The sequence below is a fragment of the Polynucleobacter sp. Nonnen-W13 genome, from assembly GCF_018881735.1.
In the GTDB taxonomy this organism is placed as follows: domain Bacteria; phylum Pseudomonadota; class Gammaproteobacteria; order Burkholderiales; family Burkholderiaceae; genus Polynucleobacter.
Genome location: NZ_JACVPU010000001.1, coordinates 598,635 through 625,175 on the forward strand (window position 1 = coordinate 598,635; position 26,541 = coordinate 625,175).

23 protein-coding genes and 1 tRNA gene are annotated in these 26,541 nt (G+C 46.2%); 16 read left to right on the forward strand and 8 right to left on the reverse strand.

Annotated elements, in window-relative coordinates; all coding sequences use genetic code 11:
- Nucleotides 1–75: 75 nt before the first annotated feature.
- The 5 genes from ICN27_RS03160 to ICN27_RS03180 all read left to right on the forward strand — a co-directional run bounded on the left by ICN27_RS03160 (nt 76) and on the right by ICN27_RS03180 (nt 4,944).
- Nucleotides 76–447 (forward strand): DUF2946 family protein, encoded by a 372-nt coding sequence (locus ICN27_RS03160; protein ID WP_215309591.1) that lies wholly within the window; start codon nt 76–78, stop codon nt 445–447.
- Nucleotides 448–526: 79 nt separating this feature from the next.
- Nucleotides 527–2,674 (forward strand): TonB-dependent receptor, encoded by a 2,148-nt coding sequence (locus ICN27_RS03165; RefSeq protein WP_215309593.1) that lies wholly within the window; start codon nt 527–529, stop codon nt 2,672–2,674.
- Between the two features lie 101 nt (nt 2,675–2,775).
- Nucleotides 2,776–3,945, forward strand: coding sequence for a sialidase family protein (locus ICN27_RS03170; RefSeq protein ID WP_216268952.1), 1,170 nt, complete (start codon nt 2,776–2,778; stop codon nt 3,943–3,945).
- Nucleotides 3,938–4,414 (forward strand): TlpA disulfide reductase family protein, encoded by a 477-nt coding sequence (locus ICN27_RS03175; RefSeq protein ID WP_215309597.1) that lies wholly within the window; start codon nt 3,938–3,940, stop codon nt 4,412–4,414. The genes ICN27_RS03170 and ICN27_RS03175 overlap by 8 nt, the downstream gene beginning before the upstream one ends.
- A gap of 56 nt (nt 4,415–4,470) precedes the next feature.
- A complete protein-coding gene (locus tag ICN27_RS03180) occupies nt 4,471–4,944 on the forward strand; it encodes a copper chaperone PCu(A)C (protein ID WP_215309598.1) in 474 nt (157 codons plus the stop codon).
- 74 nt (nt 4,945–5,018) lie between these two features.
- Here the strand turns inward: ICN27_RS03180 and ilvD are convergent, their stop codons facing one another.
- Nucleotides 5,019–6,710 carry a dihydroxy-acid dehydratase gene (ilvD, locus tag ICN27_RS03185; protein ID WP_215309599.1) on the reverse strand — a complete coding sequence of 564 codons (1,692 nt, stop codon included), beginning with the start codon at nt 6,708–6,710 and terminating at the stop codon, nt 5,019–5,021.
- A 228-nt stretch (nt 6,711–6,938) separates the two neighbouring features.
- On the opposite strand from ilvD, the gene ICN27_RS03190 reads away from it, so the two are divergent.
- Together ICN27_RS03190 and ICN27_RS03195 are read left to right on the forward strand one after the other, a co-directional pair.
- The gene (locus ICN27_RS03190) at nt 6,939–7,571 is read left to right on the forward strand and encodes a response regulator transcription factor (protein WP_216268953.1); all 633 of its coding nucleotides are present in this window, start codon (nt 6,939–6,941) and stop codon (nt 7,569–7,571) included.
- Nucleotides 7,572–7,645: 74 nt separating this feature from the next.
- Entirely contained in the window at nt 7,646–8,674 is a 1,029-nt protein-coding gene (locus ICN27_RS03195) for a hypothetical protein (RefSeq protein ID WP_216268954.1), read from the forward strand.
- Nucleotides 8,675–8,716: 42 nt separating this feature from the next.
- Here the strand turns inward: ICN27_RS03195 and glnK are convergent, their stop codons facing one another.
- The 3 genes from glnK to ppa are packed head-to-tail and all read right to left on the reverse strand — an operon-like array spanning nt 8,717 to nt 11,290.
- A complete protein-coding gene (glnK, locus tag ICN27_RS03200; RefSeq protein ID WP_015420723.1) occupies nt 8,717–9,055 on the reverse strand; it encodes a P-II family nitrogen regulator in 339 nt (112 codons plus the stop codon).
- Nucleotides 9,056–9,106: 51 nt separating this feature from the next.
- Complete coding sequence (locus ICN27_RS03205; protein ID WP_215309604.1) at nt 9,107–10,726, reverse strand: NAD+ synthase; 1,620 nt, start codon at nt 10,724–10,726, stop codon at nt 9,107–9,109.
- A 24-nt stretch (nt 10,727–10,750) separates the two neighbouring features.
- Nucleotides 10,751–11,290, reverse strand: a complete 540-nt coding sequence (gene ppa, locus ICN27_RS03210) for an inorganic diphosphatase (RefSeq protein ID WP_216199300.1) — start codon at nt 11,288–11,290, stop codon at nt 10,751–10,753.
- A 170-nt stretch (nt 11,291–11,460) separates the two neighbouring features.
- Between ppa and ICN27_RS03215 the strand changes: the two genes are divergently transcribed.
- Complete coding sequence (locus tag ICN27_RS03215) at nt 11,461–13,521, forward strand: sodium-translocating pyrophosphatase (protein WP_216266245.1); 2,061 nt, start codon at nt 11,461–11,463, stop codon at nt 13,519–13,521.
- Between the two features lie 78 nt (nt 13,522–13,599).
- Here the strand turns inward: ICN27_RS03215 and trxB are convergent, their stop codons facing one another.
- Nucleotides 13,600–14,556: a thioredoxin-disulfide reductase gene (trxB, locus tag ICN27_RS03220; RefSeq protein WP_216268955.1), complete on the reverse strand. Its 957-nt coding sequence runs from the start codon at nt 14,554–14,556 to the stop codon at nt 13,600–13,602.
- A gap of 39 nt (nt 14,557–14,595) precedes the next feature.
- Between trxB and ICN27_RS03225 the strand changes: the two genes are divergently transcribed.
- The 5 genes from ICN27_RS03225 (at nt 14,596) to recQ (ending at nt 21,012) form a co-directional block, all read left to right on the forward strand.
- Nucleotides 14,596–16,908 (forward strand): DNA translocase FtsK, encoded by a 2,313-nt coding sequence (locus ICN27_RS03225; RefSeq protein WP_215309609.1) that lies wholly within the window; start codon nt 14,596–14,598, stop codon nt 16,906–16,908.
- Nucleotides 16,868–17,602: an outer membrane lipoprotein carrier protein LolA gene (locus ICN27_RS03230; protein ID WP_216268956.1), complete on the forward strand. Its 735-nt coding sequence runs from the start codon at nt 16,868–16,870 to the stop codon at nt 17,600–17,602. The genes ICN27_RS03225 and ICN27_RS03230 overlap by 41 nt, the downstream gene beginning before the upstream one ends.
- A 31-nt stretch (nt 17,603–17,633) precedes the next feature.
- Nucleotides 17,634–18,944: a serine--tRNA ligase gene (serS, locus tag ICN27_RS03235; protein ID WP_216268957.1), complete on the forward strand. Its 1,311-nt coding sequence runs from the start codon at nt 17,634–17,636 to the stop codon at nt 18,942–18,944.
- A 55-nt stretch (nt 18,945–18,999) separates the two neighbouring features.
- A tRNA-Ser gene (locus ICN27_RS03240) sits at nt 19,000–19,089 on the forward strand.
- Nucleotides 19,090–19,176: 87 nt separating this feature from the next.
- Nucleotides 19,177–21,012: a DNA helicase RecQ gene (gene recQ, locus ICN27_RS03245; RefSeq protein ID WP_216268958.1), complete on the forward strand. Its 1,836-nt coding sequence runs from the start codon at nt 19,177–19,179 to the stop codon at nt 21,010–21,012.
- Nucleotides 21,013–21,022: 10 nt separating this feature from the next.
- Here recQ and ICN27_RS03250 read toward each other — a convergent pair whose 3' ends face one another.
- Nucleotides 21,023–21,568, reverse strand: a complete 546-nt coding sequence (locus ICN27_RS03250) for a YggT family protein (RefSeq protein WP_216268959.1) — start codon at nt 21,566–21,568, stop codon at nt 21,023–21,025.
- On the opposite strand from ICN27_RS03250, the gene ICN27_RS03255 reads away from it, so the two are divergent.
- Entirely contained in the window at nt 21,569–22,288 is a 720-nt protein-coding gene (locus ICN27_RS03255; RefSeq protein WP_215309619.1) for a glycosyltransferase, read from the forward strand.
- Nucleotides 22,289–22,292: 4 nt separating this feature from the next.
- Here the strand turns inward: ICN27_RS03255 and ICN27_RS03260 are convergent, their stop codons facing one another.
- Both ICN27_RS03260 and ICN27_RS03265 read right to left on the reverse strand, forming a co-directional pair.
- Complete coding sequence (locus tag ICN27_RS03260) at nt 22,293–22,688, reverse strand: dihydroneopterin aldolase (RefSeq protein WP_216268960.1); 396 nt, start codon at nt 22,686–22,688, stop codon at nt 22,293–22,295.
- A gap of 35 nt (nt 22,689–22,723) precedes the next feature.
- Nucleotides 22,724–23,794: an ABC transporter ATP-binding protein gene (locus ICN27_RS03265; protein WP_216268961.1), complete on the reverse strand. Its 1,071-nt coding sequence runs from the start codon at nt 23,792–23,794 to the stop codon at nt 22,724–22,726.
- 68 nt (nt 23,795–23,862) lie between these two features.
- On the opposite strand from ICN27_RS03265, the gene ICN27_RS03270 reads away from it, so the two are divergent.
- Together ICN27_RS03270 and ICN27_RS03275 are read left to right on the forward strand one after the other, a co-directional pair.
- Complete coding sequence (locus ICN27_RS03270) at nt 23,863–25,419, forward strand: iron ABC transporter permease (RefSeq protein WP_216268962.1); 1,557 nt, start codon at nt 23,863–23,865, stop codon at nt 25,417–25,419.
- A 62-nt stretch (nt 25,420–25,481) separates the two neighbouring features.
- Nucleotides 25,482–26,537: an extracellular solute-binding protein gene (locus ICN27_RS03275; RefSeq protein WP_216268963.1), complete on the forward strand. Its 1,056-nt coding sequence runs from the start codon at nt 25,482–25,484 to the stop codon at nt 26,535–26,537.
- Nucleotides 26,538–26,541 lie beyond the last annotated feature (4 nt).

Consider the following 26,541-nt stretch of genomic DNA (forward strand, 5'->3'; position numbering starts at 1 on the left):
GCGAATTCAAAGGAAAAAGGGGCGTCAGCCCCTTTTTTCATGGAAAACCTAAAAGTCCGATAAAATTCTGAAATCATGAATTTCCGCAAAAACCGCCTCATTCACTGGATTGCTGCCGCAGCCATTGCGATGAGTGCACTTGCGCCAGCTGCTTCTCAAGCAGTATCGCTAGCGAAGCATGGGCAAGGCTTTGCAATGGAAATTTGTTCGGCTGATGGCACTAAATCACAGATTAATGTGCAAATTGAAGAGCAAGCGGATCGCGTAGAAGCGCAGCCATGTCCGTATTGCATTGCTCATACAGCTATCACTCCAGCATTCAACACCAACCTCACATTCCAAGCACCGCAAACACTTGCTTTGCTGCCACAGCTTTTCTATCAATCACCCAAGCCTCTCACCGTTTGGGTAACACCCCCTTCAGCAGCGCCTCCTACACAAGCCTAAATCTTTTTAGGGCATAGCCTAGCTATGTTGTTAGCAACAAGCCTCAAGCAAGTTGCAGAAATATTGTGTGGAAAATTAGATGTTATTGAAGCAAAAGAAAATTAGTATATGCATTGGCATGCTATTGGGATCAATCTTGATATCTGGTGGTGCTCAGGCTCAAATTGCACCCCCTCCTGACTATGATCAGAAATTAGCTGATATGGTAGTGACAGCCACAAAATCAGGTACTACCCTCAGGGATATGACCCAGAACACCACAATTTTGACGAAAGAAGAGTTGGAGATTGCGCCCGAACAAACGATTGATCAAGTTCTTAAAAACCAGACAAGTGTATTTTTAAACGATCAGCCTTATTACGAAAAAGATCCAACCGGTCAAAGTATTAACGTCCGAGGCTTGGGTAATGCGAGAACTTTAGTTCTCATTGATGGTGTGCCTGCTAATGATGCGATGTATGGAACCGTACAGTGGAATTTAGTGCCAATGTCAGCAATCCAGGATGTCGAGTTTATCCGCGGCGGTGTTTCTAGTCTTTATGGAAATATGGGTATGGGCGGCGTGATTAATATTACAACTAAGCCAATCAGTGATAACAAGGGCGAGGTATCTGGGAGTATTGGATCCTATGCAACTGGAACGGCTGCAGTGTCAAAGGAATTTGCAATTAGCAATTCCTTTAAGCTGAGAGCTTCAGCTGACTACTTTAGTACTGAGGGTTACCAAAATATTGCAACAATTTACCCCTCATCCCAATCTGCCCTAAAGACTGGAATGGGAAATCAAAGTGCGGAGAGTGCCAACTACCGTTTGCAGGGCTCTCTAAAGGTTAGTCAAGATACCGATGGTTTTTTCAATTTCGGACTTCATTCAATGTCAAACCTGCCTACAGGTGGTTATAACTTCGCTAGAAAATCTACCAACGAGACAACAATTTCCGGTGGAACCACAACAAGGTTGAATTCTAGTGAACAGGTTCAAGTTAATGCATTTTATGAAAACACAACTCTGCAGCAACAAAATGTGAGCTCAAGTAATCCATACATCAATGCCACTTTCCATAATCCTTACTATCAAGTTGGCGGCTCAGCTCAATATACTAATAATTTTCAAAATTCTCTGATTGACCAGATGATCTTAAGTGCTGATGTAAAGCAGCTCTCAGCATCGAATTATCAAAATAACTATGCCTCTCCTGGTGCTGCAAATTATCAAACAAGTAAATTGGGTGCTTTAAGCTCTCAGGTTGTGTCAGAGGGCACGCAAAACTTCTTGGGAATTTTGGGCCAAGCTAAATCAAAACTAACGGCCATTCCTCTTCAAGCTACCCTATCCGCTAGAGTTGATAATTGGACTAGCCAGATTCCAGTCAACTATACCCAAGCAGCTGGAGGGGCCCAAGTAAGTACGGCTGTACCCAATCAGTCTAAAACAAAATTAAGTCCAAATTTAGGCCTCTTATATCGAGCATCTAGGGAGTTGGATTTTAGAGCTGCCGCTTATCAAGCTTTCCATGCGCCTGGACTGAATAATTCAATCCGTAGCTATGGGTCCGGTTCAAGCTATGTCAGTAATAATCCATTTTTAACTCCAGAGAATATGACTGGGTATGAGATGGGATCTGACTATCGCTGGAAATCCGGATTTATTCAAGTAACAGGTTTTAATGCGAATGTCACAAATGCTATCGCTACCTACACCATGACAAGTAGTCAGATTGCAAGTACTTGTGCGCCAGTATGCTCTTCTGGGGCAAAATCTTACAGCAATGATCAGTCGCTAAGAAGTACCGGATTGGAGCTTCAAGCTCGCTATGACATTAGCTCTAAATGGGCAACAGATTTGGGGTATACGCTCACTAAGGCTGTATTAACTTCAACCTATGGGGCGATTGATAAAACTTTAAACCCAACGGGCGTTCAGATAGCTGGAACACCTAGAAATATGGGTAGTGCAAGCCTTACGTACTTCCCGATACCAAAGGCTAGTTTGACAGCCTCGGTTCGCTACATTGGAAATTCTTGGTATGACACTGCTCACACTTCACCAATACCGGCTTATGCTGTAGTTGGTGCAAGGGCTAACTATGAGGTAACGCCAAATGCAACTGTATATTTGAGTGCTGTGAACTTATTAAATCGTAATTTCATTACATTTGGTTCTGGCTCACAATACACTGCTGGTCAGCCTCAAACAATCACCGTTGGTGGTCGGATAACGTTTTGATAACAATAAAAAACTCACTTTATTGCAGGCGCTTTAATGCGGCTAAGATTTTAATTCTGGGTCTCTTAGTTTGGGGTGGGATTGATCTAGCTGTTGCTCAGATGGATCACTCATCCCACTCTGGGATGAGTGTGTCTGCCAAGCCCTCTTCATCATGCAAGGGGTCGGGCCTAGACTGCGCAAATGCTGCAACACCGTTTCTAGATAAAGAGGGTAAGTTGCTTCTGGTCTGGACTGGTGGTGGAGTTGTTTCGTTCGCTAAATCTGATGATTTGGGAAAGACGTTTATATCCCCTATAGTTATTGCTGAACATGGAAAATCTCTGGATGCTGGAAGCGATGCTCGACCACAAATCGTTTCTGATTCAAATGGAAATATTTTTCTGACGTATGCTTTTTTCAAAGATTCCAATTGGAATGCTCAGATTAATACTTCACGGTCCAGCGATGGGGGCGCCACCTTTTCAGTACCAACATCTTTGATTGAGGGTGGATCCAGTCAGCGCTTTCCCTCGGTTTTAATTGGGTCCAATAACTCTATTTTTATGACATGGGTTGATAAACGTCTTGTCTCTGCAGCTAAGCAAGGAGGGGAGAAGAGGTTAGGGGGATCCATCGCATACTCCTTTTCAAATGATGGAGGAAGTACATTTTGGATAGAGCGTATTGCCAATGAAAATAGTTGTGAGTGTTGTCGTATAGGAGCCGCATTGAGTTCTGCTGGAGAGCCTGCAGTGATTTATAGAGCAATCTTTCCTGGCGGTATTAGGGACCATGCCACTCAAATTATTTCCCCAAAGGGCGCTGGGCCCATTCAACGAGTCTCTGATGATCAGTGGCGGACGGATGCTTGTCCTCATCATGGGCCAACTATTGCCATTTCAGAGACAGGAAAAATGCACGTCGCTTGGTTTACCCAAGGCGAACGACGATCTGGAGTTTTTTATGCAAATTCAGGCAATCAGGGCCGCAGTTACTCCAAGCCTATGAGGGTTGGCGCTGATGGAGCAAATGTATCTAGACCATATCTTTTGGCTCTTGGTAGAAATATTTTCTTGGTATGGAAAGAATTTAATGGAAGTGTTTCTAGTGTTTATATGAAGCGCTCCCAAGATGACGGGGGGACATGGTCAGTTCCCAGTACGATTTTTGAAACATCTGGTTACTCGGATCATCCACTACTCATTTCCCAGCAGGGTAAAGTCTATCTGTCCTGGTTAACACGCATGAATGGTTATCAGCTAATCGAGATAGGAAAAAATAATGAATAGATTGATATTTACATTTGTGATGCTGCTTGCAGCAACTAGCGTCTCCATAGCTGGCACTGGGGTGCCCAAGCCTTACCAGGGTGGAGATTGGACTTCTCTTATAAAAACTTCTAAAGGTTCTCCAGTGGCCATTCATTTCTGGGGGGTAACTTGCGCGCCCTGCGCAAGGGAGATGCCTCAATGGGGTCAGTTTGTTGCTGCGAATAAGAAAGCCAACGTTATCTTTATTCAAGTTGATGATGTTTCCCCTGAAATGATTCAAAAGATGCTCGCTAAGGCAAATCTAAGCGAAGCAAAGAATTACTATGTCCATTCCACTTTTGATGAGCAACTACGGTATGAGATAGACCCAAAATGGAGAGGTGAGACGCCCATTACTATCTTGATTGACAAGGGCGGAAAGGCAATTAGAAAGACGGGCCCAATGAACTTTTCTCAATTAAGTGATTGGTTTAATAAGAATGATTGATGAAGTAAATCCGAGATGTAGATCGGAATTTGAATATTAACGAGGAGGATGTATCGATGAAAAGTATTAAATTATTGAATGCTTTATTGCTTGCTGCAGTGGGTTTTGGTTTAGTTTCTATTGCGCAAGCTCAAAACGCGAAAGTCGGTAGTGTACAAATTGAAAATGCTTATACGCGCGCAACTGTTCCTGGTCAGCAAGTGGCTGGTGGTTTTATGAAGATTGAAAACAAAGGTGCTGCCGATCAACTTATTTCTGCTAGTTCCCCTGTTGCCGGTGAAGTTCAATTGCATGAGATGGCGATGGACGGTAATGTGATGAAAATGCGTCAGGTAAAAGATATCGCTGTGCCAGCAGGAGGTGCAGTTGAGTTAAAGCCAGGCGGCTTACATTTAATGTTCATGAATATTAAGGCACCATTGGCTGCTGGAGAAACTGTACCTGTAAAGCTCAAGTTTGCTAAGGCAGGCGAGGTTGAGGTAAAGATGCCTGTGAATGCAATGGGCAACCCAGGCGCAATGAAGCACTAAGCTGAACCAGTTAAGATGTGCAACAAAAAAGCCCCTAGTTTTACTTAGGGGCTTTTTTAGTTAGGCTAATCAATTTAGATTTTTAAATCCAAATCAGTGACCGCACCTTTGCTAGCACTACTTGCCAGGCTGGCATATTTAGCCAGCAAGCCACGGGTATAGCGTGGCTTAGGTTGTACCCAAGCAGCACGACGCTTCGCAATCTCTTCATCGCTCACATTGAGTTGAATGAGGAGTTTATGGGCATCGATCGTAACGGAGTCGCCTTCATGGATCAGAGCAATCACGCCACCTACAAAAGCCTCTGGAGCCACATGACCTACAACCATGCCCCAAGTGCCGCCAGAGAAGCGGCCATCGGTGATGAGGCCGACTGTCTCGCCTAAGCCCTGACCAACGAGAGCAGAGGTAGGGGCAAGCATCTCACGCATGCCGGGACCTCCTTTAGGGCCTTCATAACGAATAATCACAACATCGCCATCCTTGATTTTCTGCGCCATGATGGCGGCCATTGCATCATCTTCAGAATCAAATACACGAGCAGGGCCAGTAATAGATGGATTCTTCAGGCCGGTAATTTTGGCAACGCAACCTTCAGGAGAGATATTGCCCTTGAGGATTGCTAAGTGACCCTGTTTATAAAGCGGAGTGTCTAGAGTGCGAATCACTTTTTGATCGGCACGCGGTACGGATGGAACATCTTTTAATGTTTCTGCAATCGTTTTACCAGTGATGGTCATGCAGTCGCCATGCAAGAGTCCGCCATCCAACAAGATCTTCATCACTTGAGGAATGCCGCCGGCTTGGTGAAGGTCAGTTGCTAAATACTGGCCAGATGGTTTCATATCCACGATCACAGGAACGCGCTTACGAATACGCTCAAAGTCATCAATCGTCCAATCGATTTCGGCAGCACTGGTGATCGCTAGAAAATGTAGAACCGCATTAGTCGAGCCACCAACTGCCATGATGACACTCACCGCGTTCTCAATGGATTTCTTGGTAATGATGTCGCGTGGACGTAAATTATTTTTAATTGCTTCGACCAACACAATGGCTGAATCATGGGCGCTAGTGACTTTCTCGGCATCTACGTTGGCCATCGTAGATGAGTAAGGCAGGCTCATACCCAAAGCTTCGAATGAGGAGCTCATAGTGTTGGCGGTATACATACCTCCGCAGGAACCGCTCCCTGGGCAAGCATTTTGCTCAACGCCTTTAAGATCTTCTTCGCTGAGACGGCCTGAGGTAAATTCACCAACAGCTTCAAATGCAGAAACAATATTAAGCTCTTTGCCTTTGTAATGACCAGGCTTAATTGTTCCGCCATAAACATAAATTGCTGGCACGTTGGTGCGCGCAATCGCCATCATTCCACCTGGCATGTTTTTATCGCAGCCACCAATGACTAAAACGCCATCCTGCCATAAGCCATTTACACAAACTTCAATGCTATCGGCAATCACTTCACGTGAGACGAGAGAATATTTCATGCCCTCAGTACCCATGCCAATGCCATCTGATACGGTCGGAGTACCAAACATTTGCGCCTTTGCGCCTGCTTCCTCAAGCGCGCTTACTGCCGCATCCGCGAGTTTCTGTAAGCCACTATTGCAAGGGGTAATGGTGGAATGACCGTTGGCCACGCCAACCATTGGCTTAACAAAATCCTTCTCTTCATAGCCCATCGCGTAATACATTGAGCGATTGGGAGCGCGAGCAACCCCTTCGGTGACATTGCGTGAGCGTTCATTGAGGCGTTTCATACTGATATTGACTCCAGAAAAGAATTTGTCGAAAGGCTCTATTGTGCCGTGATACAAGGGGGAATGCAGGGGTTTATACGCCCATTCCATACCCTTGTTTTGCATCGCAACAAAGAGATTTGTCTATTGTATTTGTTGATTCGGCCTAATTATTAGCCTAAAAGCTAATATCCTTGGCAGAAAAGCTGCGGTACATTGCCTCATCACTTACTTTTCCTTTTAAATTCAATGACTAAAGTTGGCCACATCTATCTAATAGATGACGATGAGTCGATGCGTACCTCCTTAGGCAGAATGCTCAAGGATGTCGGTTACATCGTGGAGGAATTCTCCTCCGCAGTGGCATTTTTAGAGCATTCAGTGCCAGTGGCGCCGGCCGTCATTTTGCTAGATATGCAAATGCCGGATATGACTGGATTGGATTTACAGGAAAAATTAGTCCAACTGAGCCGTAAAACCCCCATTGTGTTTATCAGTGGGCAGAGTCATCCCCATCAAATTGTTACCAGCCTCAAGCGTGGCGCGGTAGATTTTCTCTTCAAGCCCTTCAATTTGGAGGATTTATTGAAAGCAGTTGCAGACGCCCTTGAGTTTGATAGACGTCAACTCAAACGGGTTTCCAAGGAAGTAGAGACTAAGAAAGACTATGCAACTCTTACTCCTAGAGAAAAGGAGGTCTGCTTTTGGCTGGTGAAGGGATTGCTCAATAAGGATATTGCTGTTAAGTTGGGTACAACCGACGCCACAATCAAGGTTCACAAGGCTAGAGTGATGGATAAGATGAATGTGGATTCGGTTCAATTATTGGTTGCAAAGTACCTTGAATCTGATTTAGAAAACCTCCAGAATGCTAGCTCTTGAGCTAATTTCCCTGTAGCTAAATTAGCACTAAGATGGGGCATTATTTTGATAGATAAAACACTTAAATCAATTTTGTGAATACCACTTCCAAGATTCCTGAGATTCGCAAAGAGGCTTTTATTCAGGCTCGTGAAAAGCTGTGCTTGACTACTAAAGATCTTGGTGGAATGGCATGTCTATCCACTCGGCAAATTGAGCAGATTGAAAACGGTGAAACCAGCTCCTTCTATAGCGCTCAAATCAAAGCAACTGCTGCTAAAAAAGTAGCAAAGTTGCTTAAGTTAAGTGATGAAGAGGCATTTGATTTCGGTGCAATTGCTCCTGAGACCTCAAGCGTATTACAGTTACCAATTGCAGAAGTTAAATTAACAGATGATCCAATGAGTAAGGAGGCTAAAAAAGAGCCTCCTAAAAAGGCGGAAGCCAAAATAGATGTCGCGCAAACTCAGGAGCAGGTACAAGAGAGTCAGTTACCCGTAGAAGAAACAGAAGTTCAGGAAAATGAAGCGCCCCTCAATCAAGTCACCTCAAAGCCAAAATCGAGTTCACAAAGCAAACCGTTTCTTTGGTTGAGCGTAGTTGCTGCAGCAGTATTTGCAGTAGTTAATTTACAGCCTTTATTTTTCTCAGAAAAACCGGCAGAAATCGTCCTCGTAAAAGAAGAAATTATTGAGCCCGTACCAGCCGAGCCAGTACCGGTAGCCCCAGCTTCTTCAGCAACCCCTGCTCCTGCGCTGCCAGCTCCAGTTGCTAGCGCTGAAGTCGCAACAGCATGTCCTCCTGAAGAGGGCATTGTTAGCTATAAAACAGATGCCCCACGTAAGGCGGCAGATATGGTTTATGTGCAGGTGAAATCGAAGCAAGTTGTTTGTGTCAGTGATGCTTCTGGGAAGATGCAAAACAAGATGATTGAGCCTAGTGCAGGAGTATCTTTTTATGGCAAGCCTCCATTCAAAGTGCTGACTAGCGGACTTGCTCAGGCTGATGTGTTTTTTCAGGGTGCAAAAGTACGCCTGACAAATCTCAATCACAAAACTTTAATATTAGAAGCTGCTGAAGTAGCGATCCCTTCTGTAGACCGGGCAGATTTGCAGCAGCGCTAACCCTCGGAAGAGTTGGCGAGTTAGCGCATCAAATCCTGCTGCTTAAACAGCTGAGTCGTTAGTTTCGCCAGTGCGAATACGAATAGCCTGTTCGATTGGGCTAACAAAAATCTTGCCATCACCAATCTTGCCTGTACGTGCTGCTTTAGTAATTGCCTCAATTGCTGAATCGACGCGGTCATCAGCAACAACTACTTCTACTTTTACTTTGGGCAAAAAGTCGACTACATACTCTGCGCCACGATAGAGTTCAGTGTGACCTTTTTGGCGACCAAAGCCTTTAACTTCGGTAACAGTCAGTCCGGTAACGCCTACTTCAGCTAAGGCTTCACGAACTTCGTCAAGTTTGAACGGCTTAATAATGGATGTGATTAGCTTCATATATTCCCCTTAATATAGTAATCATACCTAGAACTGAAAACCAATGCCCCGTTAGGCTCTAAATTGGGAGGTAATTGGGTAGCGCCAGTCACGCCCAAAGGCTCTAGTAGTGACTCGAACGCCAGGGGGTGCTTGGCGACGTTTGTACTCATTAAGCTTAATGAGACGGGTGACTTTTTCTACGCTTTCAGGATCAAACCCGGCAGCAATGATTTGGGCGATAGATTGGTTTTGCTCCATATAGCGCTCGACGATGCCATCCAATACTTCATATGATGGCAAGCTGTCTTGATCGGTCTGATCGGGGCGTAATTCTGCTGAAGGCGCGCGCGTCAAAATCCGCTCCGGAATGATCGGGGCAATGCTATTGCGATAAGCGCATAAGCGATAGACCAAAGTTTTGGCAATATCTTTAATGACCGCAAAGCCACCAGCCATATCTCCGTAAAGAGTGCAGTAGCCCACAGCCATTTCACTCTTGTTGCCCGTAGTTAAAACTAGTCGACCTGTTTTATTGGAGAGGGCCATCAGGAGGGTGCCACGCACGCGTGCCTGAATATTTTCTTCAGTAGCATCAAGTTTTAGGCCTTTAAATTGCTCAGCTAGAGCATGCTCCAAAGCATCAACAGGCTCGCTAATTGGAATCTCATCATATTGCACGCCTAGATTCTGAGCCATTTCTCTGGCATCAATCCAGGAGATGTCAGCTGTATAGCGTGAAGCCATCATGACGGTGCGAACTTTGTCTGCGCCCAATGCATCTACTGCAATTGCTAACACCAATGCAGAATCAACTCCACCCGAGAGGCCAATAATGACTCCTGGAAAACGATTTTTTTGAACATAGTCACGCACACCTAGAACAAGTGCTTGGTAAGCCTGAGCTTCCACACTAGTCGGGACAACCATTGCTCCTGGTTCTAAATCGGCGGAGGGATTGACATTGACATAGCCAAGAGCGGTTTCAAACTGTGGCATGGTCATCACTACTTTGCCTGTGCTATTTAGCGCAAATGAGCCACCATCAAACACCAGTTCATCTTGGCCGCCGACTGCATTTACGTAAACTAATGGCATCTGACTTAGGGCAATCTGTTTGCGCAGTACTTCAATACGTAAAGATTCTTTTTGGAGGTGATAAGGCGAGGCATTGAGAACCAGCAGTACTTGGCCGCCTGCTGCATGAGCCTGTTTTGCTGGACCTGCATGCCATGCATCTTCACAAAGAATAAGCCCGTACTGAATACCTGCATGTTCAAAGACACAGGCCTCATGCCCTGGTGTGAAATAACGCACCTCATCAAACACTTCATGATTAGGTAACTCTTGTTTGGCATAGCCAGCGATGATCCTGCCATCACGAATGACAGAAGCATAGTTTTGTAGACCAAGGGTAGTTTTCTTGGGGTGGCCAATAATCACAGTCAGCCCCGGGAACTTCTGGAGCTCTAGCATTAAACAGCTGAGCTCTCGATCTACTGCCTCAATGAAGGCAGGACGCAATAATAAATCTTCTGGGGGGTAGCCAGTGAGCGAGAGCTCTGGCGTAAGTACGATTGTGGCGCCTTGTGCATAAGCATCTGCCACGGCTTGAGAGATGAGCTGCGCATTGCCAGGCAAATCACCCAAAAGTGGGTTGATTTGCGCTAGGGCGATTTTTTGCGAGCTCAATCTGGTTAACAAGTTGAATAAGAATTAGCTTTGATGCTCTTTTTTGTATGCCTCAATACCTTCAAGAATTTCTTTATGGGCATCGGCAACACCACCCCACCCTTTAACTTTCACCCACTTACCTGGCTCGAGATCTTTGTAGTGTTCGAAAAAATGCTGGATTTGATTTAAACGTAATGGATTGATGTCTTCTGGTTTTTGCCAATGGGTATAAATAGGCAAAATCTTATCTTCTGGAACGGCTAACAATTTGGCATCTTGTCCGCCTTCATCTTCCATCATCAATACCCCAATTGCGCGACAACTCACAACCACACCAGGAATCAAAGGGAATGGAGTGATAACAAGCACATCAACGGGGTCACCATCACCAGCAATAGTTTTATTGATATACCCATAGTTGCATGGGTAATGCATTGCAGTGCCCATAAAGCGGTCAACAAAAATGGCACCACTTTCTTTGTCAACTTCATACTTGATTGGATCTGCATTCATTGGGATTTCGATGATGACATTAAAGCTTTCGGGGATTTTTTTCCCTGGTTTGACGTTGTCGAGACTCATTCATACTCCGGATAGTGATTAGTAAATACCCTGATCTTACAAAAGCGCTAGGGTAGTAATTCTGCTACATACTGGTAAAGCTTATAGGCTTTAGTTTATCGCTTTCAGAATTGGGCGGACATAGCTGACAGATAAACACAATTTAGATCTAATTTATAAGGGGTTCAAGCATGGGTAATGTCACATTAGGCTTGTATTTTTCCTTGGCGTGCGGTGTTCTAGCCGTGATTTATGGCTTTGTGATGCGCGGATGGATATTGAAGCAAAGTACTGGTAACGCAAAGATGCAAGAAATTGCTGAGGCGATCCAGCAGGGAGCTGCAGCTTACTTATCCCGCCAATACAAGGCGATTTCCATTGTTGGTGTAGTCCTCACGATCTTGATAGCGCTGTTTCTGGATTTTGCAACGGCTATCGGCTTCGTCATTGGTGCGGTACTTTCGGGCGCCTGTGGCTTTATTGGTATGAATATTTCTGTGCGGGCTAATGTCCGAACTGCGGAAGCGGCTACCAAAGGAATGAATGAAGCTCTCAATGTGGCATTCAAAGGTGGCGCTATTACTGGTATGTTGGTAGTAGGACTTGGCTTACTGGGTGTTGGCCTTTTCTTTATGTTCCTTATATCAATTGGATCGGGTAAAGACCTATCATCAGTTTTGCACCCCTTAATCGGTTTAGCATTCGGCTCTTCCTTGATTTCTATCTTCGCGCGATTGGGCGGCGGTATCTTTACAAAAGGCGCTGACGTAGGCGCTGACTTAGTCGGAAAAGTGGAGGCAGGTATTCCGGAGGATGATCCACGGAATCCTGCAGTGATTGCCGATAACGTTGGAGATAACGTCGGTGACTGTGCTGGTATGGCGGCTGACTTATTTGAAACTTACGCAGTGACACTAATTGCGACAATGGTGTTAGGTGCACTCATGGTTTCTAGTGCATCAGCGGCTGCGGTAGTCTACCCGCTTTTACTGGGTGGAGTTTCGATCATTGCCTCGATTATTGGCTGCTCTTTTGTGAAAGCAACGCCGGGTATGAAAAATGTCATGCCTGCGCTGTATAAAGGTTTAATCATAGCTGGGAGTATTTCTTTAGTTGCATTCTATTTTGTTACTAATTTCATCATGCCTGACGATGCCCTGGGTATCCCAGGAAGTCAGTGGCGTTTGTTTGGCTCCACTGTAGTTGGTTTACTGCTAACTGCCGGCTTAGTCTGGATTACCGAGTACTACACGGGTACTCAATTTAAACCAGTACAACATATTGCTGAGGCCTCTACCAAAGGTCACGGTACTAATATCATTGCAGGCTTAGGCATTTCGATGAAATCGACTGCCTATCCAGTGCTGTTTGTTTGTGCTGCTATTTATGCAGCTTACTGGTTAGCAGGTATTTATGGCATTGCGATTGCAGCGACTGCGATGCTGTCTATGGCTGGCATTGTGGTGGCTCTTGATGCCTATGGTCCGATTACAGATAATGCCGGTGGTATTGCAGAGATGGCTGGCATGCCGCAATCGGTTCGTGACATTACAGATCCATTGGATGCGGTGGGCAATACGACCAAGGCCGTAACCAAGGGATATGCGATTGGTTCAGCAGGTCTTGCTGCGCTAGTTCTCTTTGCGGATTACACCCACGCGCTGGAGGCTATTGGTCAGCAAGTGTCATTTGATCTCTCGGATCATATGGTAATCATCGGCCTCTTTATTGGTGGCATGATTCCATATTTGTTTGGTGCGATGGCAATGGAAGCGGTCGGGCGTTGTGCTGGTGCAGTGGTTGAAGAGGTCCGCCGTCAGTTCCGTGAGATCCCAGGAATTATGGAGGGTACTGCAAAACCCGAGTACGGCAAAGCAGTAGATATGTTGACCTCAGCCGCGATCAAGGAAATGATTGTTCCTTCACTTTTACCCGTAGTGGCTCCTATCGCAGTAGGTCTCTTACTGGGACCCGCTGCTTTGGGTGGCTTGCTGATGGGCACGATTGTGACGGGCTTGTTTGTCGCAATATCTATGTGCACTGGTGGCGGCGCTTGGGATAACGCCAAGAAATATATTGAAGAAGGCCATTTTGGCGGTAAAGGTTCTGAGGCCCACAAGGCTGCGGTCACTGGTGATACTGTCGGTGACCCCTACAAAGATACTGCTGGTCCTGCAGTAAACCCACTCATCAAAATTATTAACATCGTGGCATTGTTGATCGTGCCACTATTACCAGTGGTGAGCCGCTGACAATTTAGAAGAATAAAATGTAAATAAAAATGCCTAGCAATGCTAGGCATTTTTATTTGGTCCCTTGCTTAGTCTGTGTTACTCCAAAGTCTCCAAGTAGCGCTGGGCATCTAATGCAGCCATACATCCAGTACCTGCGCTGGTAATGGCTTGACGGTAAATGTGGTCCTGCACATCGCCTGCTGCAAATACGCCAGGGATATTGGTAGCAGTGGCATTGCCTTCCAAACCGGAATGCGTCTTGATGTAGCCGTTATTCATATCGAGCTGACCGATAAATAATTCGGTATTGGGTTTGTGGCCAATCGCAATAAAGGCGCCAGTGACTGCGATATCTTCTGTGCTGCCATCAGCTTTCTTGATGCGTACACCAGTGACACCTTTTTCATCGCCCAAGACTTCATCAAGGGTCGAGTTCAATTTCAGCTCGACTTTGCCCTCGGCTACTTTGGCCATGAGGCGATCATTCAGGATTGGCTCTGCGCGGAATTTATCGCGCCGATGAATCACGGTCACCTTTTTAGCGATGCCAGTCAGGTAGAGCGCTTCTTCAACAGCAGTGTTGCCGCCGCCGACTACGCAAACATCTTGATTGCGATAGAAGAAGCCATCGCATGTTGCGCAACCAGAAACACCACGACCCATGAATGCTTCCTCACTTGGAAGGCCGATGTATTGAGCAGAGGCCCCTGTGGAAATAATCAAGGCATCACATGTGTAAGTTCCCGAGTCGCCAACCAAACGGATGGGCTTTTCAGTTAGAGCTGCTGTGTGAATATGATCAAAGATGATATTGGTGTTAAAGCGCTCAGCATGCTTTAAAAAACGATCCATCAGCTCTGGGCCTTGGACACCATCTGGGTCAGCTGGCCAGTTTTCTACATCTGTAGTGGTCATTAATTGGCCACCTTGTGCCAGGCCAGTAACAAGGGTGGGGCTCAGATTGGCTCGCGCTGCATATACGGCAGCTGTGTAGCCAGCAGGGCCTGAACCGAGGATGAGAACTTTGGAGTGTTTTGGGGTATTTGAAGTCATATTCAAATTATAGGATTGCTTGATTACAATCGGTAGAACATGGCAAGAACCGCATACCCGAAGTCCAAAACACCTTTAGGCCTCCAGCCCCCTGAGAATCAAGGGCAGGGTAGGATGCCCCGTCTTCTTTTAGAAGCCCGCTGGTTTATCTCCCTTGGCCTTTGTTTGGGTTTGCTAGCTATTTTGGTGACTTATTCCAAGGCAGATCCAGCTTGGTCACACGCCAGCTTTGAGGCTCCCAAGAACCTGGGTGGGCGTTTTGGAGCCTATTTGGCCGACTTAATGCTCTATATCTTCGGTATTTCTGCATTTTGGTGGGTCGTGCTCTTTGGCCGCCGCGTTCTGACTGGCTGGCGTGAGCTTTGGAGTATTCCTCTTCCGCAGGATCCAGATGCTAAACCAGACTCCTTGCTAGTGCGTTGGTTGGGCTTTGGGCTGACTTTATTGAGCAGTATGGGTATTGAGTCTATTCGAATGCATTCGCTGACCTGGGAGCTTCCTAGGCCTCCTGGCGGTATTTTGGGCGAGCTCATTGGGGATCCCTTGCAGATGACTCTGGGTTTTACGGGTTCCACCCTCGTGTTGTTATTTACTCTATGTGCTGGCCTGTCCTTATTTCTGCACTTTTCCTGGTTAGAAGTTGCTGAAAAAGTAGGTCGCACTCTTGAGCTTGCTTATAACCGTTTACGAGAGCGTCGCGATAGCGAAGAAGATCGTAAATTAGGTGAAGCGGCTGCTGAAGAGCGCGAAGAGTTCGTTGAAGAGTTTCGTGGGCGAGTGGAAATTGCTAAGCCCGTTCAGATTGTTCGTGCCCCAGTAGAAATTCCGAAGAGCGCCCGCGTTGAGCGTGAAAAACAGCAGCCACTATTTGTGGATATTCCAGATTCAGAATTGCCGCCCTTGGCTCTGCTTGATCCCGTGCCAGAAGTAAAAGAAACGATTTCGGCAGATGTATTGGAATTTACTTCTCGCTTAATTGAGCGCAAGTTAGCCGAGTTCAACGTAGATGTAAAAGTCATTGCAGCCTACCCCGGCCCAGTGGTAACTCGTTACGAAATTGATCCTGCTGTTGGTGTAAAGGGTAGCCAGATTGTCAATCTCTCGCGTGACTTAGCGCGCTCACTAGGCGTAGTGAGTATGCGGGTAGTGGAAACTATTCCAGGCAAAACTTGTATGGCCTTGGAGCTACCAAACCCAACACGTCAATCGGTTTATCTCTCTGAGATTTTGAGTTCACAGGTTTACAACGATAGCCACTCTAACTTGACTCTTGCTTTGGGTAAGGATATTTCAGGTAGCCCCGTCGTGGCTGACTTGGCGAAGATGCCGCATTGCTTGGTTGCTGGTACTACTGGTGCTGGTAAATCCGTTGGTATCAACGCAATGATTTTGTCCATTCTCTTCAAGGCAAAGCCTGATGAAGTGCGCTTGATCATGATTGATCCGAAGATGCTTGAAATGGCGATGTACGACAAGATTCCACATCTCTTATGTCCAGTGGTTACTGACATGAAGCAGGCGTATAACGCACTCAACTGGGCTGTGAATGAGATGGAGCGTCGCTACAAGCTCATGAGTAAGTTTGGCGTACGTAACTTGGCTGGCTTTAATAAAAAAATCTTAGAGGCTGAAGAAAAAGGTGAGAAGCTCACTAATCCATTTAGCTTGACTCCTGAGGATCCGGAGCCAATTTATAAAGCCCCCGTGATTGTCATCGTAATTGATGAGTTGGCAGACTTGATGATGGTCTCCGGTAAGAAGATCGAAGAGTTGATTGCACGTATCGCACAAAAGGCGCGTGCTGCAGGTATTCATTTGGTCTTGGCAACACAACGCCCTAGCGTGGATGTCATTACCGGCCTGATCAAGGCCAACGTACCAACTCGTATTTCATTCCAAGTGAGCAGCAAGATCGATAGTCGTACGATTTTGGATCAACAGGGTGCTGAAGCGCTGCTGGGTATGGGTGACATGCTCTATATGGCGCCGGGAACCGGCTTACCGGTTCGCGTCCATGGCGCCTTTGTTTCTGACGACGAGGTTCATCGCGTGGTCGAGTGGCTCAAAGAGAAGAGTGAGGCCAACTACATTGATGGTGTTTTAGAAGGTGCTGATGAATCAACTATCGATGCATTGACCGGTGAAGGCGGAGGCGAAGCCGATCCCTTGTACGATCAAGCAGTAGCTATTGTTTTAGAAAATAAGCGCCCATCAATCTCTTTGGTGCAGCGTCACTTGCGCATTGGCTATAACCGCGCAGCCCGCTTACTCGAGGATATGGAGAAAGCTGGTTTAGTTTCTAAGATGGGTAATGGCGGTAATCGCGAAATCCTCCATCGCCCTTCCGAATAAGGTTATCCCCTTGCGTAGATTTTTCCCGGTAGTAGTTTTAGGACTCACAGTATTCCTATCTTCCAATTTAGTATTGGCGCAAAGCGAGAGTGGGGCTGAGCAGTTGCGTCAGTTTGTGCGCAATTCTAAAACTGCAGAGGGTGAGTTTGTGCAACAGCAGTTGCGCGCACCCAAAGCTAATGAACCACAAGACAAAGGTTTAAAAGTGGTTCGCCAAACACAAGGGCGTTTTGTGTTTCAACGTCCAGGCAGATTTATCTGGGATACGCAAAAACCATATGAGCAAAAACTCATTGCTGATGGCAAGCAACTCATTTTGTGGGACAAAGATTTAAATCAAGCCACCTTTAGGCCTGCGGGGCAGGCTTTGGCTACTACCCCTGCTGCAATTTTATTTGGTGAAACTTCCTTAGATCAGCATTTTGATTTGGTCGAGGGCGAAGATCGCTTGGGTCTGAAATGGGTTGCCCTTGCGCCCAAGAAAACCCCCAATGCAAAAAATGGCAATGATCTGCCGTATACCAAGATCTCAGTCGGAATGGCCAATGGCCTGCCCAAAGCGCTGGAACTCATTGATGGCCTTGGGAGTGTTGTTTTAGTCACGCTAGATAAGATTCAGCTCAATGTGAGCCTACCCGCTAATCGCTTTACCTTTGTGCCACCTGCTGGCGCAGAAGTCTTACGCTTAAACTAACGTACATACCCATTAACCAATAGAGCATTACATGATTGATCCGCAATTACTCCGTAAAGATATCGCAGCCGTTGCTACCCGTTTAGCTACGCGTAAATTCCAACTCGATGTTGAGAAGTTCAACACCTTAGAGTCCGAGCGTAAATCCTTGCAAACTCGTACTGAAGAATTGCAAGCTAAGCGTAACCAGTTGGCTAAAGCTATTGGTATGAAAAAGGGCAAAGGGGAAGACGCCGCTGCTGAAATGGCTGAAGCAACGCAGATTAACCTTGATATGGAATCAGGTGCAGCACGCTTAGCAGTATTGCAAGTGGAGATTGCGGATTTCTTGATGGGTATTCCTAACTTGCCTGATGAAGCGGTTCCGGTAGGTAAAGATGAAACTGAAAATAAGGAAGTAAAGCGTTGGGGCGCGATCCCTGAGTTTGCATTTCCCGTGAAGGATCATGTGGATTTGGGTGCACCCTTAGGGCTTGATTTTGAATCTGCTGCAAAGATTAGCGGCTCACGCTTTGTTGTTCTGAAGGGGCCTGTTGCCAGGTTACATCGTGCACTAGCGCAATTCATGATCGATCTACATACAACCCAACATGGCTATGAAGAGCTCTACGTTCCCCTCATGGTGAATGCTGCATCTATGCGGGGTACTGGCCAGCTGCCGAAATTTGAAGAAGACTTATTTAAGGTCCCACGTCAAATGGGTGGTGAAGATGGGGCAGGCGAAGCAAAAGTTGAAAACTTTTATTTGATACCGACAGCAGAAGTACCGGTTACTAATTTAGTGCGTGACACTATTACTGCGGCTGAAGAGTTGCCACTGAAATTTGCTGCTCATACTCCATGCTTTAGATCCGAGGCTGGAAGCTATGGCCGCGACGTGCGCGGCATGATTCGTCAACACCAATTTGAAAAAGTAGAGCTCGTACAAATTGCAAAGCCAGAAGACTCAATGCAGCTACTTGAAGAGTTAACTGCGCACGCAGAAAAGGTGTTGGAGTTACTTGAGTTGCCTTACCGAAAAGTATTGCTATGCACTGGCGATATGGGCTTTGGAAGCACAAAGACTTATGACCTTGAGGTCTGGATTCCATCACAAAATGCCTATCGCGAAATTAGCTCTTGCTCCAATATGGGAGATTTCCAGGCTAGACGTATGCAGGCAAGATATAAAGCTGGTCAAGGTAAGCCGGAGTTGGTGCATACCTTAAATGGTTCTGGGCTTGCAGTTGGAAGAACTGGCGTTGCTCTTTTAGAGAATTGCCAGCAGGCCGATGGCAGCATTGCTATACCGAAAGCCTTGCGACCTTACTTGGGTGGTTTAGAGGTATTGAAGCCTCTTTAACTAAAGGGTTAGAAATTTAAATAGGCCCCCGAAAGCTATAATCACCTTTCGGTTCGGAGAGGTGGCAGAGTGGTCGAATGTACCTGACTCGAAATCAGGCGTAGGGTCAAACCTACCGTGGGTTCGAATCCCACCCTCTCCGCCAGCCAGATTCTGTATTTGTAGATATAGAAAAGATATTCATCAAGCCCCGCCATGACGTGGGGCTTTTTATTTCAAAGGAGTATTACTGTTGCAATCGAGTCAGCAAATACTTCATGATGTTTTTGGCTTTGATCAATTTCGTGGTGCTCAGGAGTCTATTGTTGAGCATGTAGTTTCTGGTGGTGATGCTTTGGTCCTCATGCCCACTGGTGCAGGTAAATCACTGTGCTATCAGATTCCATCACTTGTTCGACGTGGTGTAGGGGTAGTGGTTTCACCCTTAATCGCACTAATGCAAGATCAGGTGGATGCGCTAACTCAGTTAGGCGTTAAGGCTTCATTTTTGAACTCTAGTTTGGATGCAGTGACATCTCAAAAGGTAACCAGTCAATTGTTAGCTGGAGATCTTGATTTGATCTATGTAGCACCAGAACGTTTAATGAACCCAGGCTTTCTATCCATACTTGATCGACTTCATGCGGGACCTGGAATTGCCTTATTTGCTATTGATGAAGCGCACTGCGTTTCGCAATGGGGTCATGATTTTCGTCCAGAATATCGCCAGTTAACTGTTTTACACGGGCGCTTTCCGAAGGTGCCTCGTATTGCCTTAACAGCGACGGCAGATACGCCAACCCGCGCAGAAATTGTGGAACGTCTTTCATTAGAATCTGCCGAGCAGTTTGTCTCTAGCTTCGATCGACCCAATATTAAGTATCGAGTTCTGCAAAAACAGAGAGCCAAACAACAGTTAGAGCACTTCTTAGATGTAGAGCACGCCGATGACTCTGGAATTATTTATTGTCTATCACGTCGCAGTGTAGAAGAGACTGCGCAATGGTTGCAAGACCGCGGGTGGGATGCTATGCCGTATCACGCAGGCCTTAGCGTAGAGACGCGCAGCGCCAATCAAAAACGCTTCTTGCGTGAAGAAGGCGTCATCATGGTTGCAACTGTAGCTTTTGGTATGGGGATTGATAAGCCCAACGTCCGCTTTGTGGCTCATCTAGATCTCCCTAAAAGTATGGAAGGCTATTACCAAGAAACTGGACGAGCAGGTCGTGATGGCTTTCCAGCCAATGCTTGGATGGCCTACGGATTTGGAGATGTGGTGAGCTTGCGGCAAATGGTAGATGCTGGTGAAGCCTCCGAAGATCGTAAGAGGGTGGAGCGCCAAAAACTCAATGCTTTGCTGGGCTATTGCGAATCTACGACTTGCCGACATCAAACGATCCTGCGCTACTTTGGTGAAGTGCATGCGGGTAGTTGCGGTAATTGCGACAACTGCCTAGAACCAGTAGCCACTTGGAATGCCACACAAGAAGTACAAAAGGCATTGTCATGTGTGTATCGCACAGGCCAACGCTTTGGTGTGACTCATTTAATTGATGTGCTGTTAGGTAAAGTGACTCCTAGGGTAAAGCAATATTTTCATGAGCAGGTGAGTACATTTGGTATTGGTGTAGAACTCAATCAGACTCAGTGGAATAGTATTTATCGCCAATTAGTAGCTGGCGGATATTTGGATGCTGATATTGCATTACATGGCGGCTTAAAGTTGGTAGATAACATTGCCTTGCCAGTGCTACGTGGAGAGCAGGAAGTTTGGCTACGAAAAGAGGCGGGTTATTCCAAGAGCAGGGCCGCCAAGTCTAATGCAAGAAAAGGTTCTACACATCCCTTCAATAGTATTACAGATGAAAAACTGTGGGAGGCACTCAAGGCTCAGCGGACTGAACTAGCACGTGAACAAGGGGTACCACCCTATGTGATTTTTCATGACAGCACTTTGCAGGAGATGGTGAAATCGACGCCCACTACCTTAGATCAATTCAGTCGTATTGGTGGGGTTGGGCAAGCTAAGCTAGAGCGTTATGGAGAGCATTTTATTAAGGTCATTCAGGAGCATCTTGAGGCTAATTAGCTTAAATTAGTCACCTGAGATTACTCACCACAATCTGCAGAACTTGCAAGATCAGGAGTAGCAGTAGGGGCGATAAATCTAGGGCTCCAAAATTGGGCATTGCTTTTCTGATTGGCGCCAGTAGAGGCTCAACTAGTAGCGAGACCAAGTGCTGAATCTGGGAGCCAGCACTAAGCCAAGAGAGAATCACGCCTGCAAAAACTAAGCCAACCAATCCTGAAAGTATCAGATCGACTAAATCAATTAAGGCCAATAGAAGCCACGAGATGTTAGTAAGAGCGGCTCCTGAGAGCAATAAAAGAATTGCTGTCTTTGCTGCGACCAGTAAGTAGGCAGCTAAAAAACTAGCGACATCAAAGCGACCAATACTTGGAATCAGCTTGCGAAGTGGAATCACAATCCAATTACTCAGTGGAAGCACGTATGCACCGATTGTTCTGCTTTGGCCCGACCCCAGATTAAACGCGAGCCACTGGAGATAGCATCTCAGTAGACATGCGCCCGCGATGATACTAACGAGAACTTGGAGGAGAAGATTGGCGATTTGTATCAACATATGTCTATTGTATGGGGTTTAAAGCAACGCTTCATTCGGACATCATACTTTCATGTTCTAATCCCCAGCAATATGATTACTGTCGTTATCGCCTCTTATAAGTACGGCCACCTTGCAGCGCACTGCATTGAGTCCTTGCTATCTCAAACAAAAGCTCCCGCCAGAATTCTTTTTGTCGATGATGGCGCGCATGATTGCGGCCATTTACCTGACTTATACCCCGATATTGAATATATTCTCAGGTCTCAGAATTTAGGTACTGTGGATAACTTCCATGATGTACTAATGGGGATTGATACGGAATACGTTCTTTTCATAGGTGCTGATAATTGGCTTAGATCGGATGCGATTGAGCGCTTATCCAATGCGCGTGCAGATATTGTGACTTATGACATAGTGGTTACTGGTGAGTTGAAGGAAGAGATTCATGACCGCGTTCCCGGTGAAACTAGGTCTCACCAAGGAGATCTCTATTGGGACCGTGAAGGAAAGCACCATGGTTCGATGATGTATCGAACCTCCCTGGGTCAACAAGTGGGTTACAGGGAAAGATATGCTGATGGCATTCATCCACAAGAGGATTGGAATCTTTGGGACAAAATGCGAGAGCAGGGTGCAACTGTGGCCAGTCTGAATGAAGGACTTTTGTACTACAGAAGACATCGTGAAAATTTTCTAAAGTACGACCATCTCGCTGATACTCTTGAGGAAGAGGTTTAAGCGTCTAAGCTAGTGCTGCTCTTATAGCATTCAAACTGCTTTCATCAAGGTGTAGCTTGACCCCCAATAGGCCTGAGCTCTCCCGCACGGGAGTTTTCCTGAGGCTAATTTCTAGAGACTTAATTTCCGAATAGCGAGCACATGCCTCAACTATCCTAGTGACCAATCTTTCTTGAGTCTCGTAATGTCCATCGGCAGCCAGACGATCGATTTCTAGGACAAGGGGATCGTAGTCGAAGACCTGAGTCATGAGATCTTCTGAAATCAAAATCAGTTGAGTGCTGATCCATAACGTCAGATTCAGTAGATGTTCATCAGGGATGGTAGCGTCTGGCGCATACGTTCCAATTTGGGTATACAGGCGGAGATCTTTTAATTCTATGCAAGCTGTTGATGTCATGAGGTATTTTTCGATTGCTTTTGTATGGCACTTCTTTATTTGCTGAAGGTCACCACGTGATCAGCTACCAAGTGGATGCCAATCCTTTCACCAATTGCATGATCATGGTGGCTAGGTACAAAAGCAAAAATCTCAATACCGGAAGCAAGTTTGAGGGTATACAAGAAGTCAGCGCCTCTAAAGGTTTTACGCACTACCTCTGCTAACAGGGTGCTGTGGTCATCATGCTGAATATCATCGGCGCGCAAGAGGACATCGATTTCTTTTCCAACTTCTGCGCTGCGATCTTCTTCTAGGTCGAGCTCACCTAACTCAATTCTGACTTTGTTGTTAGCTTGGACCACGCCTTTCAGAAATACCCCGCGACCAATAAAGTCGGCAATATAGCGATTGGCTGGCTTGTGATATAGCTCGTAAGGGGCATCCCACTGCAGTACTTTGCCATCCGTCATGACGCCGACCTTATCGGCAATCGCAAAGGCTTCAAATTGATCGTGAGTGACCAATAATGCGGTAATGTTATTGGTCTTGAGAATTTCTCTCATCTCACCTGCAAGACGCTCTCTAAGTTCAATATCCAAACTCGAGAAAGGTTCATCTAGCAAAATTAAATCTGGCTCCGGTGCCATTGCCCTGGCTAGTGCCACACGCTGCTGTTGGCCGCCACTGAGCTCATGAGGATATGCATCAGCTTTGTCAGATAGCGAAACCCGCTTAAGCCACTCCATGGCCACTACAGATCTTTCATTGCTGGATAGGTGTTGTAAGCCAAAGGCAATATTCTCTAAAACACTGAGATGGGGGAAGAGGGCAAAGTCCTGAAAGACCATGCCGACTTTTCTTTGATTGGGTTGGAGATGAGTGGAGGTCGAGCTCACTACCTGATCACGTAGGAGGATTTTTCCCGCTTTAACGGGCTCAAACCCGCAAATTGCTCTCAAGACGGTGGATTTTCCACAGCCAGATGAGCCCAATAAGCAGCCAATCTCACCTTGAGCAAGATCGAGATTAAGGTCTTTAACCGCAGTAACACGACCTTGACCATCTCGACTGGGATAGTCGATTTCCAGTTCTTGGATCGAAAGCAGTGTGCGAGCAGAGTTCATCTCTATAATTTTCTCATTAATGCTAGTGGTTTAATGCATAGCTAGAGTCTAAACGGATTGCCGATTTCATGAATCGTATTGTGGTGCCACTTGCCCTGTTGTTATTTTTGCCCCTCTTTGGCTTGGCAGCACCTTTCCTATTCCCTGGGAAGGAGTTATTAGCTACTGGCACCCTCAGTCATTTGTGGAACTTTGTGCTTGGTGGCTATATTGCCTCGACCTTAGTGCTAATTTTTGGCGTCGGAGTGGGAGTCTTTATCCTTGGAGTGGGTAATGCTTGGATCATTGCCAGTTATGATTTTCCAGGGAAAAAGATATTTGAGTGGGCCCTCATTCTGCCTTTGGCAGTGCCCACTTATGTCATGGCCTACCTCTTTGTTGATCTCTTGCAGTTTTCGGGTCCGATACAGAGTACGCTGCGCGCTGTGCTTGGAGTTGATGCACTCTGGTTCTTTCCAGACCCGAGATCCTTAAGTGGGGCTATTTGGTCTTTTTCGTTCTGCCTCTTTCCTTATGTATATCTCATTACTCGCACGGCATTCTTAGAGCGCAGTGGTCGATTAATTGAGGTTTCAGAAACGCTGGGCTACAGTCCACTTCAAGGTTTTGTGAAATTGGTGCTGCCCATGGCAAGGCCGGCTATCTTTGCAGGTATGGCTCTTGCACTGATGGAAGTACTGGCTGATTTTGGTGCCGTCTCCTACTTTGGCGTTCAGACTTTTGCAACTGGTATTTTTAAGGCTTGGCTCTCATTTGGAGACCGAGTGGCGGCAGTACAGCTTGCCTTAGGCCTCTTAAGTTTTGTCTTGCTCATTTTCTTCATCGAGCAAAGTAGTCGCTCTAAATTGCGTTATGCCTCTGCAGCTCGGGGTAAGCCACTTGCGAAGTCTCTGCAAGGCAAGAAAGCTTTTTTTGCATTTGCATTTTGTGGCGCTACCCTCTTGTGCGGATTTTTGATACCAGCATTTGCGCTCCTGCAATTACTCTTCAAGCAAGGCCTCACGATCGATATTCGATATCTAGATTGGCTGGGTAATTCTCTATCTGTTTCGATTTTGACAGCACTGATCTCCGTCGCGCTCGCTATATTTTTTGCTTACTCGGTAAGAATGAATGTACGTTTAAGCTGGGTAAATCGATTATTAGGCTTCGGTTATGCTTTACCTGGTGCGGTCCTAGCCATTGGCATTCTCTCTTTTCTGGAAATCTTTCAGCTTGCTTGGTGGATGTCTGCCAGCATGTTGGTGCTGATCTATGCCTACCTAGTCCGCTTTCTTTCCTCTAGTTTGCAAAGCGTAGAGGCGGGACTGGCGCGCATCACACCTTCAATGGATGCTTCTGCAGCGCTCCTAGGTCTATCTAAAGCACAGATTTTGAAGCGGGTTCATGTGCCATTACTCAAGCGCAGTCTGATTACCGCAGGCCTCTTTGTCTTTGTCGATGTCATGAAAGAATTGCCTGCAACGCTTTTATTGCGCCCATTTAACTTTGATACCCTAGCTGTCGCAACTTATCAGTTGGCTGCAGACGAGCGTCTTGCTGAATTAGCATTACCCTCCTTAACCATTGTTTTGGTTGGACTTTTTCCAGTTCTGCTACTTTCTAGGGTAATTTCTAAATCCTAATTGATAATCATTCGTATTTGTGATACATTAGATTTAATCTAATTCTGATCGCAAATATAGCAATGGCAAACCCACTAATACGAAAATTCCTAGGCAGCTCTGGATTGTTGTTGAGCGCTTTTCTGGCCTTGCCTTTGCAGGCTCAAGAAGCGAAAGAACTCAATCTCTACTCGGCGCGTCACTATCAAACTGACGAGGCGCTCTACAGTGACTTCACCAAAAAGACAGGCATCAAGATCAACCGTATTGAAGCGGATGACAATGCTTTAGCTGAAAGACTAAAGAGTGAGGGCGCGAATAGCCCAGCAGATGTGATTTTGATGGTAGATGCAGCGCGATTGTGGCGTGCGCAAATTGATGGCTTCTTCAAACCAATACAGTCAAAGTATTTAGAGAGTCGTATTCCGGCAAACTTGCGATCTCAGTCTGAGCCAGAGGGGTCAACTTGGTTTGGCTTTTCAACCAGGGCGCGTCTCGTGGTCTACAACAAGGCAAAAGTAAATCCCCTTGATGTCGATACTTATGAAAAGTTAGCTGAGACTGTGAACAAGGGCAGAGTCTGCACGCGCTCAGGAGCTCACCCTTATATGCTCTCATTAATTGGCGCCATGATTGAACGTCGTGGCGAGGCTTCCACAGAGGAGTGGGCAAAAGGCATGGTCGCTAATATGGCTCGCCCCCCTAGAGGTGGAGATACGGATCAGATTAAAGCAGTTGCTTCTGGTGAGTGCGGTGTAGCTTTAACAAATTCTTATTACTTGGTCAGGCTTTTACGCTCAACTAAGCCAGAGGACCAGGCCATTGTTTCTAAGATTGGATTTATTTGGCCAAATCAGCAGACGAGTGGTGCGCACATCAATATTGCGGGAGGTGGGGTTGCCAAGAGTGCGCCACATCCACAGGCTGCAAAACAATTTCTGGAATACTTAGCAAGTGACTCTGCGCAAGAGTATTTTGCTAACGGCAATAACGAGTGGCCTGTAGTGAAGTCAGTCAAAATTGACAATGAAGGCATCAAAATGCTCGGCCCATTTAAAGCAGAAAATATTTCTATTGCGGCGATCGGCAAGAATCAAATCGCTGCTCAACGCTTACTTGATCGTGTTGGGTATAAGTAAAATC

What these genes read in the sequence shown, in the direction of transcription:
- ICN27_RS03250 (WP_216268959.1), bottom strand. Translation starts at nt 21,568, where the DNA reads ATGTTGATACAAATCGCCAATCTTCTCCTCCAAGTTCTCGTTAGTATC.
- ICN27_RS03175 (WP_215309597.1), top strand. Translation starts at nt 3,938, where the DNA reads ATGAATAGATTGATATTTACATTTGTGATGCTGCTTGCAGCAACTAGC.
- ilvD (WP_215309599.1), bottom strand. Translation starts at nt 6,710, where the DNA reads ATGAAACGCCTCAATGAACGCTCACGCAATGTCACCGAAGGGGTTGCT.
- glnK (WP_015420723.1), bottom strand. Translation starts at nt 9,055, where the DNA reads ATGAAGCTAATCACATCCATTATTAAGCCGTTCAAACTTGACGAAGTT.
- ICN27_RS03190 (WP_216268953.1), top strand. Translation starts at nt 6,939, where the DNA reads ATGACTAAAGTTGGCCACATCTATCTAATAGATGACGATGAGTCGATG.
- ICN27_RS03255 (WP_215309619.1), top strand. Translation starts at nt 21,569, where the DNA reads ATGTCTATTGTATGGGGTTTAAAGCAACGCTTCATTCGGACATCATAC.
- trxB (WP_216268955.1), bottom strand. Translation starts at nt 14,556, where the DNA reads ATGACTTCAAATACCCCAAAACACTCCAAAGTTCTCATCCTCGGTTCA.
- ICN27_RS03165 (WP_215309593.1), top strand. Translation starts at nt 527, where the DNA reads ATGTTATTGAAGCAAAAGAAAATTAGTATATGCATTGGCATGCTATTG.
- ICN27_RS03180 (WP_215309598.1), top strand. Translation starts at nt 4,471, where the DNA reads ATGAAAAGTATTAAATTATTGAATGCTTTATTGCTTGCTGCAGTGGGT.
- ICN27_RS03225 (WP_215309609.1), top strand. Translation starts at nt 14,596, where the DNA reads ATGGCAAGAACCGCATACCCGAAGTCCAAAACACCTTTAGGCCTCCAG.
- ICN27_RS03160 (WP_215309591.1), top strand. Translation starts at nt 76, where the DNA reads ATGAATTTCCGCAAAAACCGCCTCATTCACTGGATTGCTGCCGCAGCC.
- ICN27_RS03230 (WP_216268956.1), top strand. Translation starts at nt 16,868, where the DNA reads ATGGCGGTAATCGCGAAATCCTCCATCGCCCTTCCGAATAAGGTTATC.
- ICN27_RS03275 (WP_216268963.1), top strand. Translation starts at nt 25,482, where the DNA reads ATGGCAAACCCACTAATACGAAAATTCCTAGGCAGCTCTGGATTGTTG.
- ICN27_RS03270 (WP_216268962.1), top strand. Translation starts at nt 23,863, where the DNA reads ATGAATCGTATTGTGGTGCCACTTGCCCTGTTGTTATTTTTGCCCCTC.
- ppa (WP_216199300.1), bottom strand. Translation starts at nt 11,290, where the DNA reads ATGAGTCTCGACAACGTCAAACCAGGGAAAAAAATCCCCGAAAGCTTT.
- ICN27_RS03265 (WP_216268961.1), bottom strand. Translation starts at nt 23,794, where the DNA reads ATGAACTCTGCTCGCACACTGCTTTCGATCCAAGAACTGGAAATCGAC.
- ICN27_RS03170 (WP_216268952.1), top strand. Translation starts at nt 2,776, where the DNA reads ATGGATCACTCATCCCACTCTGGGATGAGTGTGTCTGCCAAGCCCTCT.
- ICN27_RS03215 (WP_216266245.1), top strand. Translation starts at nt 11,461, where the DNA reads ATGGGTAATGTCACATTAGGCTTGTATTTTTCCTTGGCGTGCGGTGTT.
- ICN27_RS03260 (WP_216268960.1), bottom strand. Translation starts at nt 22,688, where the DNA reads ATGACATCAACAGCTTGCATAGAATTAAAAGATCTCCGCCTGTATACC.
- serS (WP_216268957.1), top strand. Translation starts at nt 17,634, where the DNA reads ATGATTGATCCGCAATTACTCCGTAAAGATATCGCAGCCGTTGCTACC.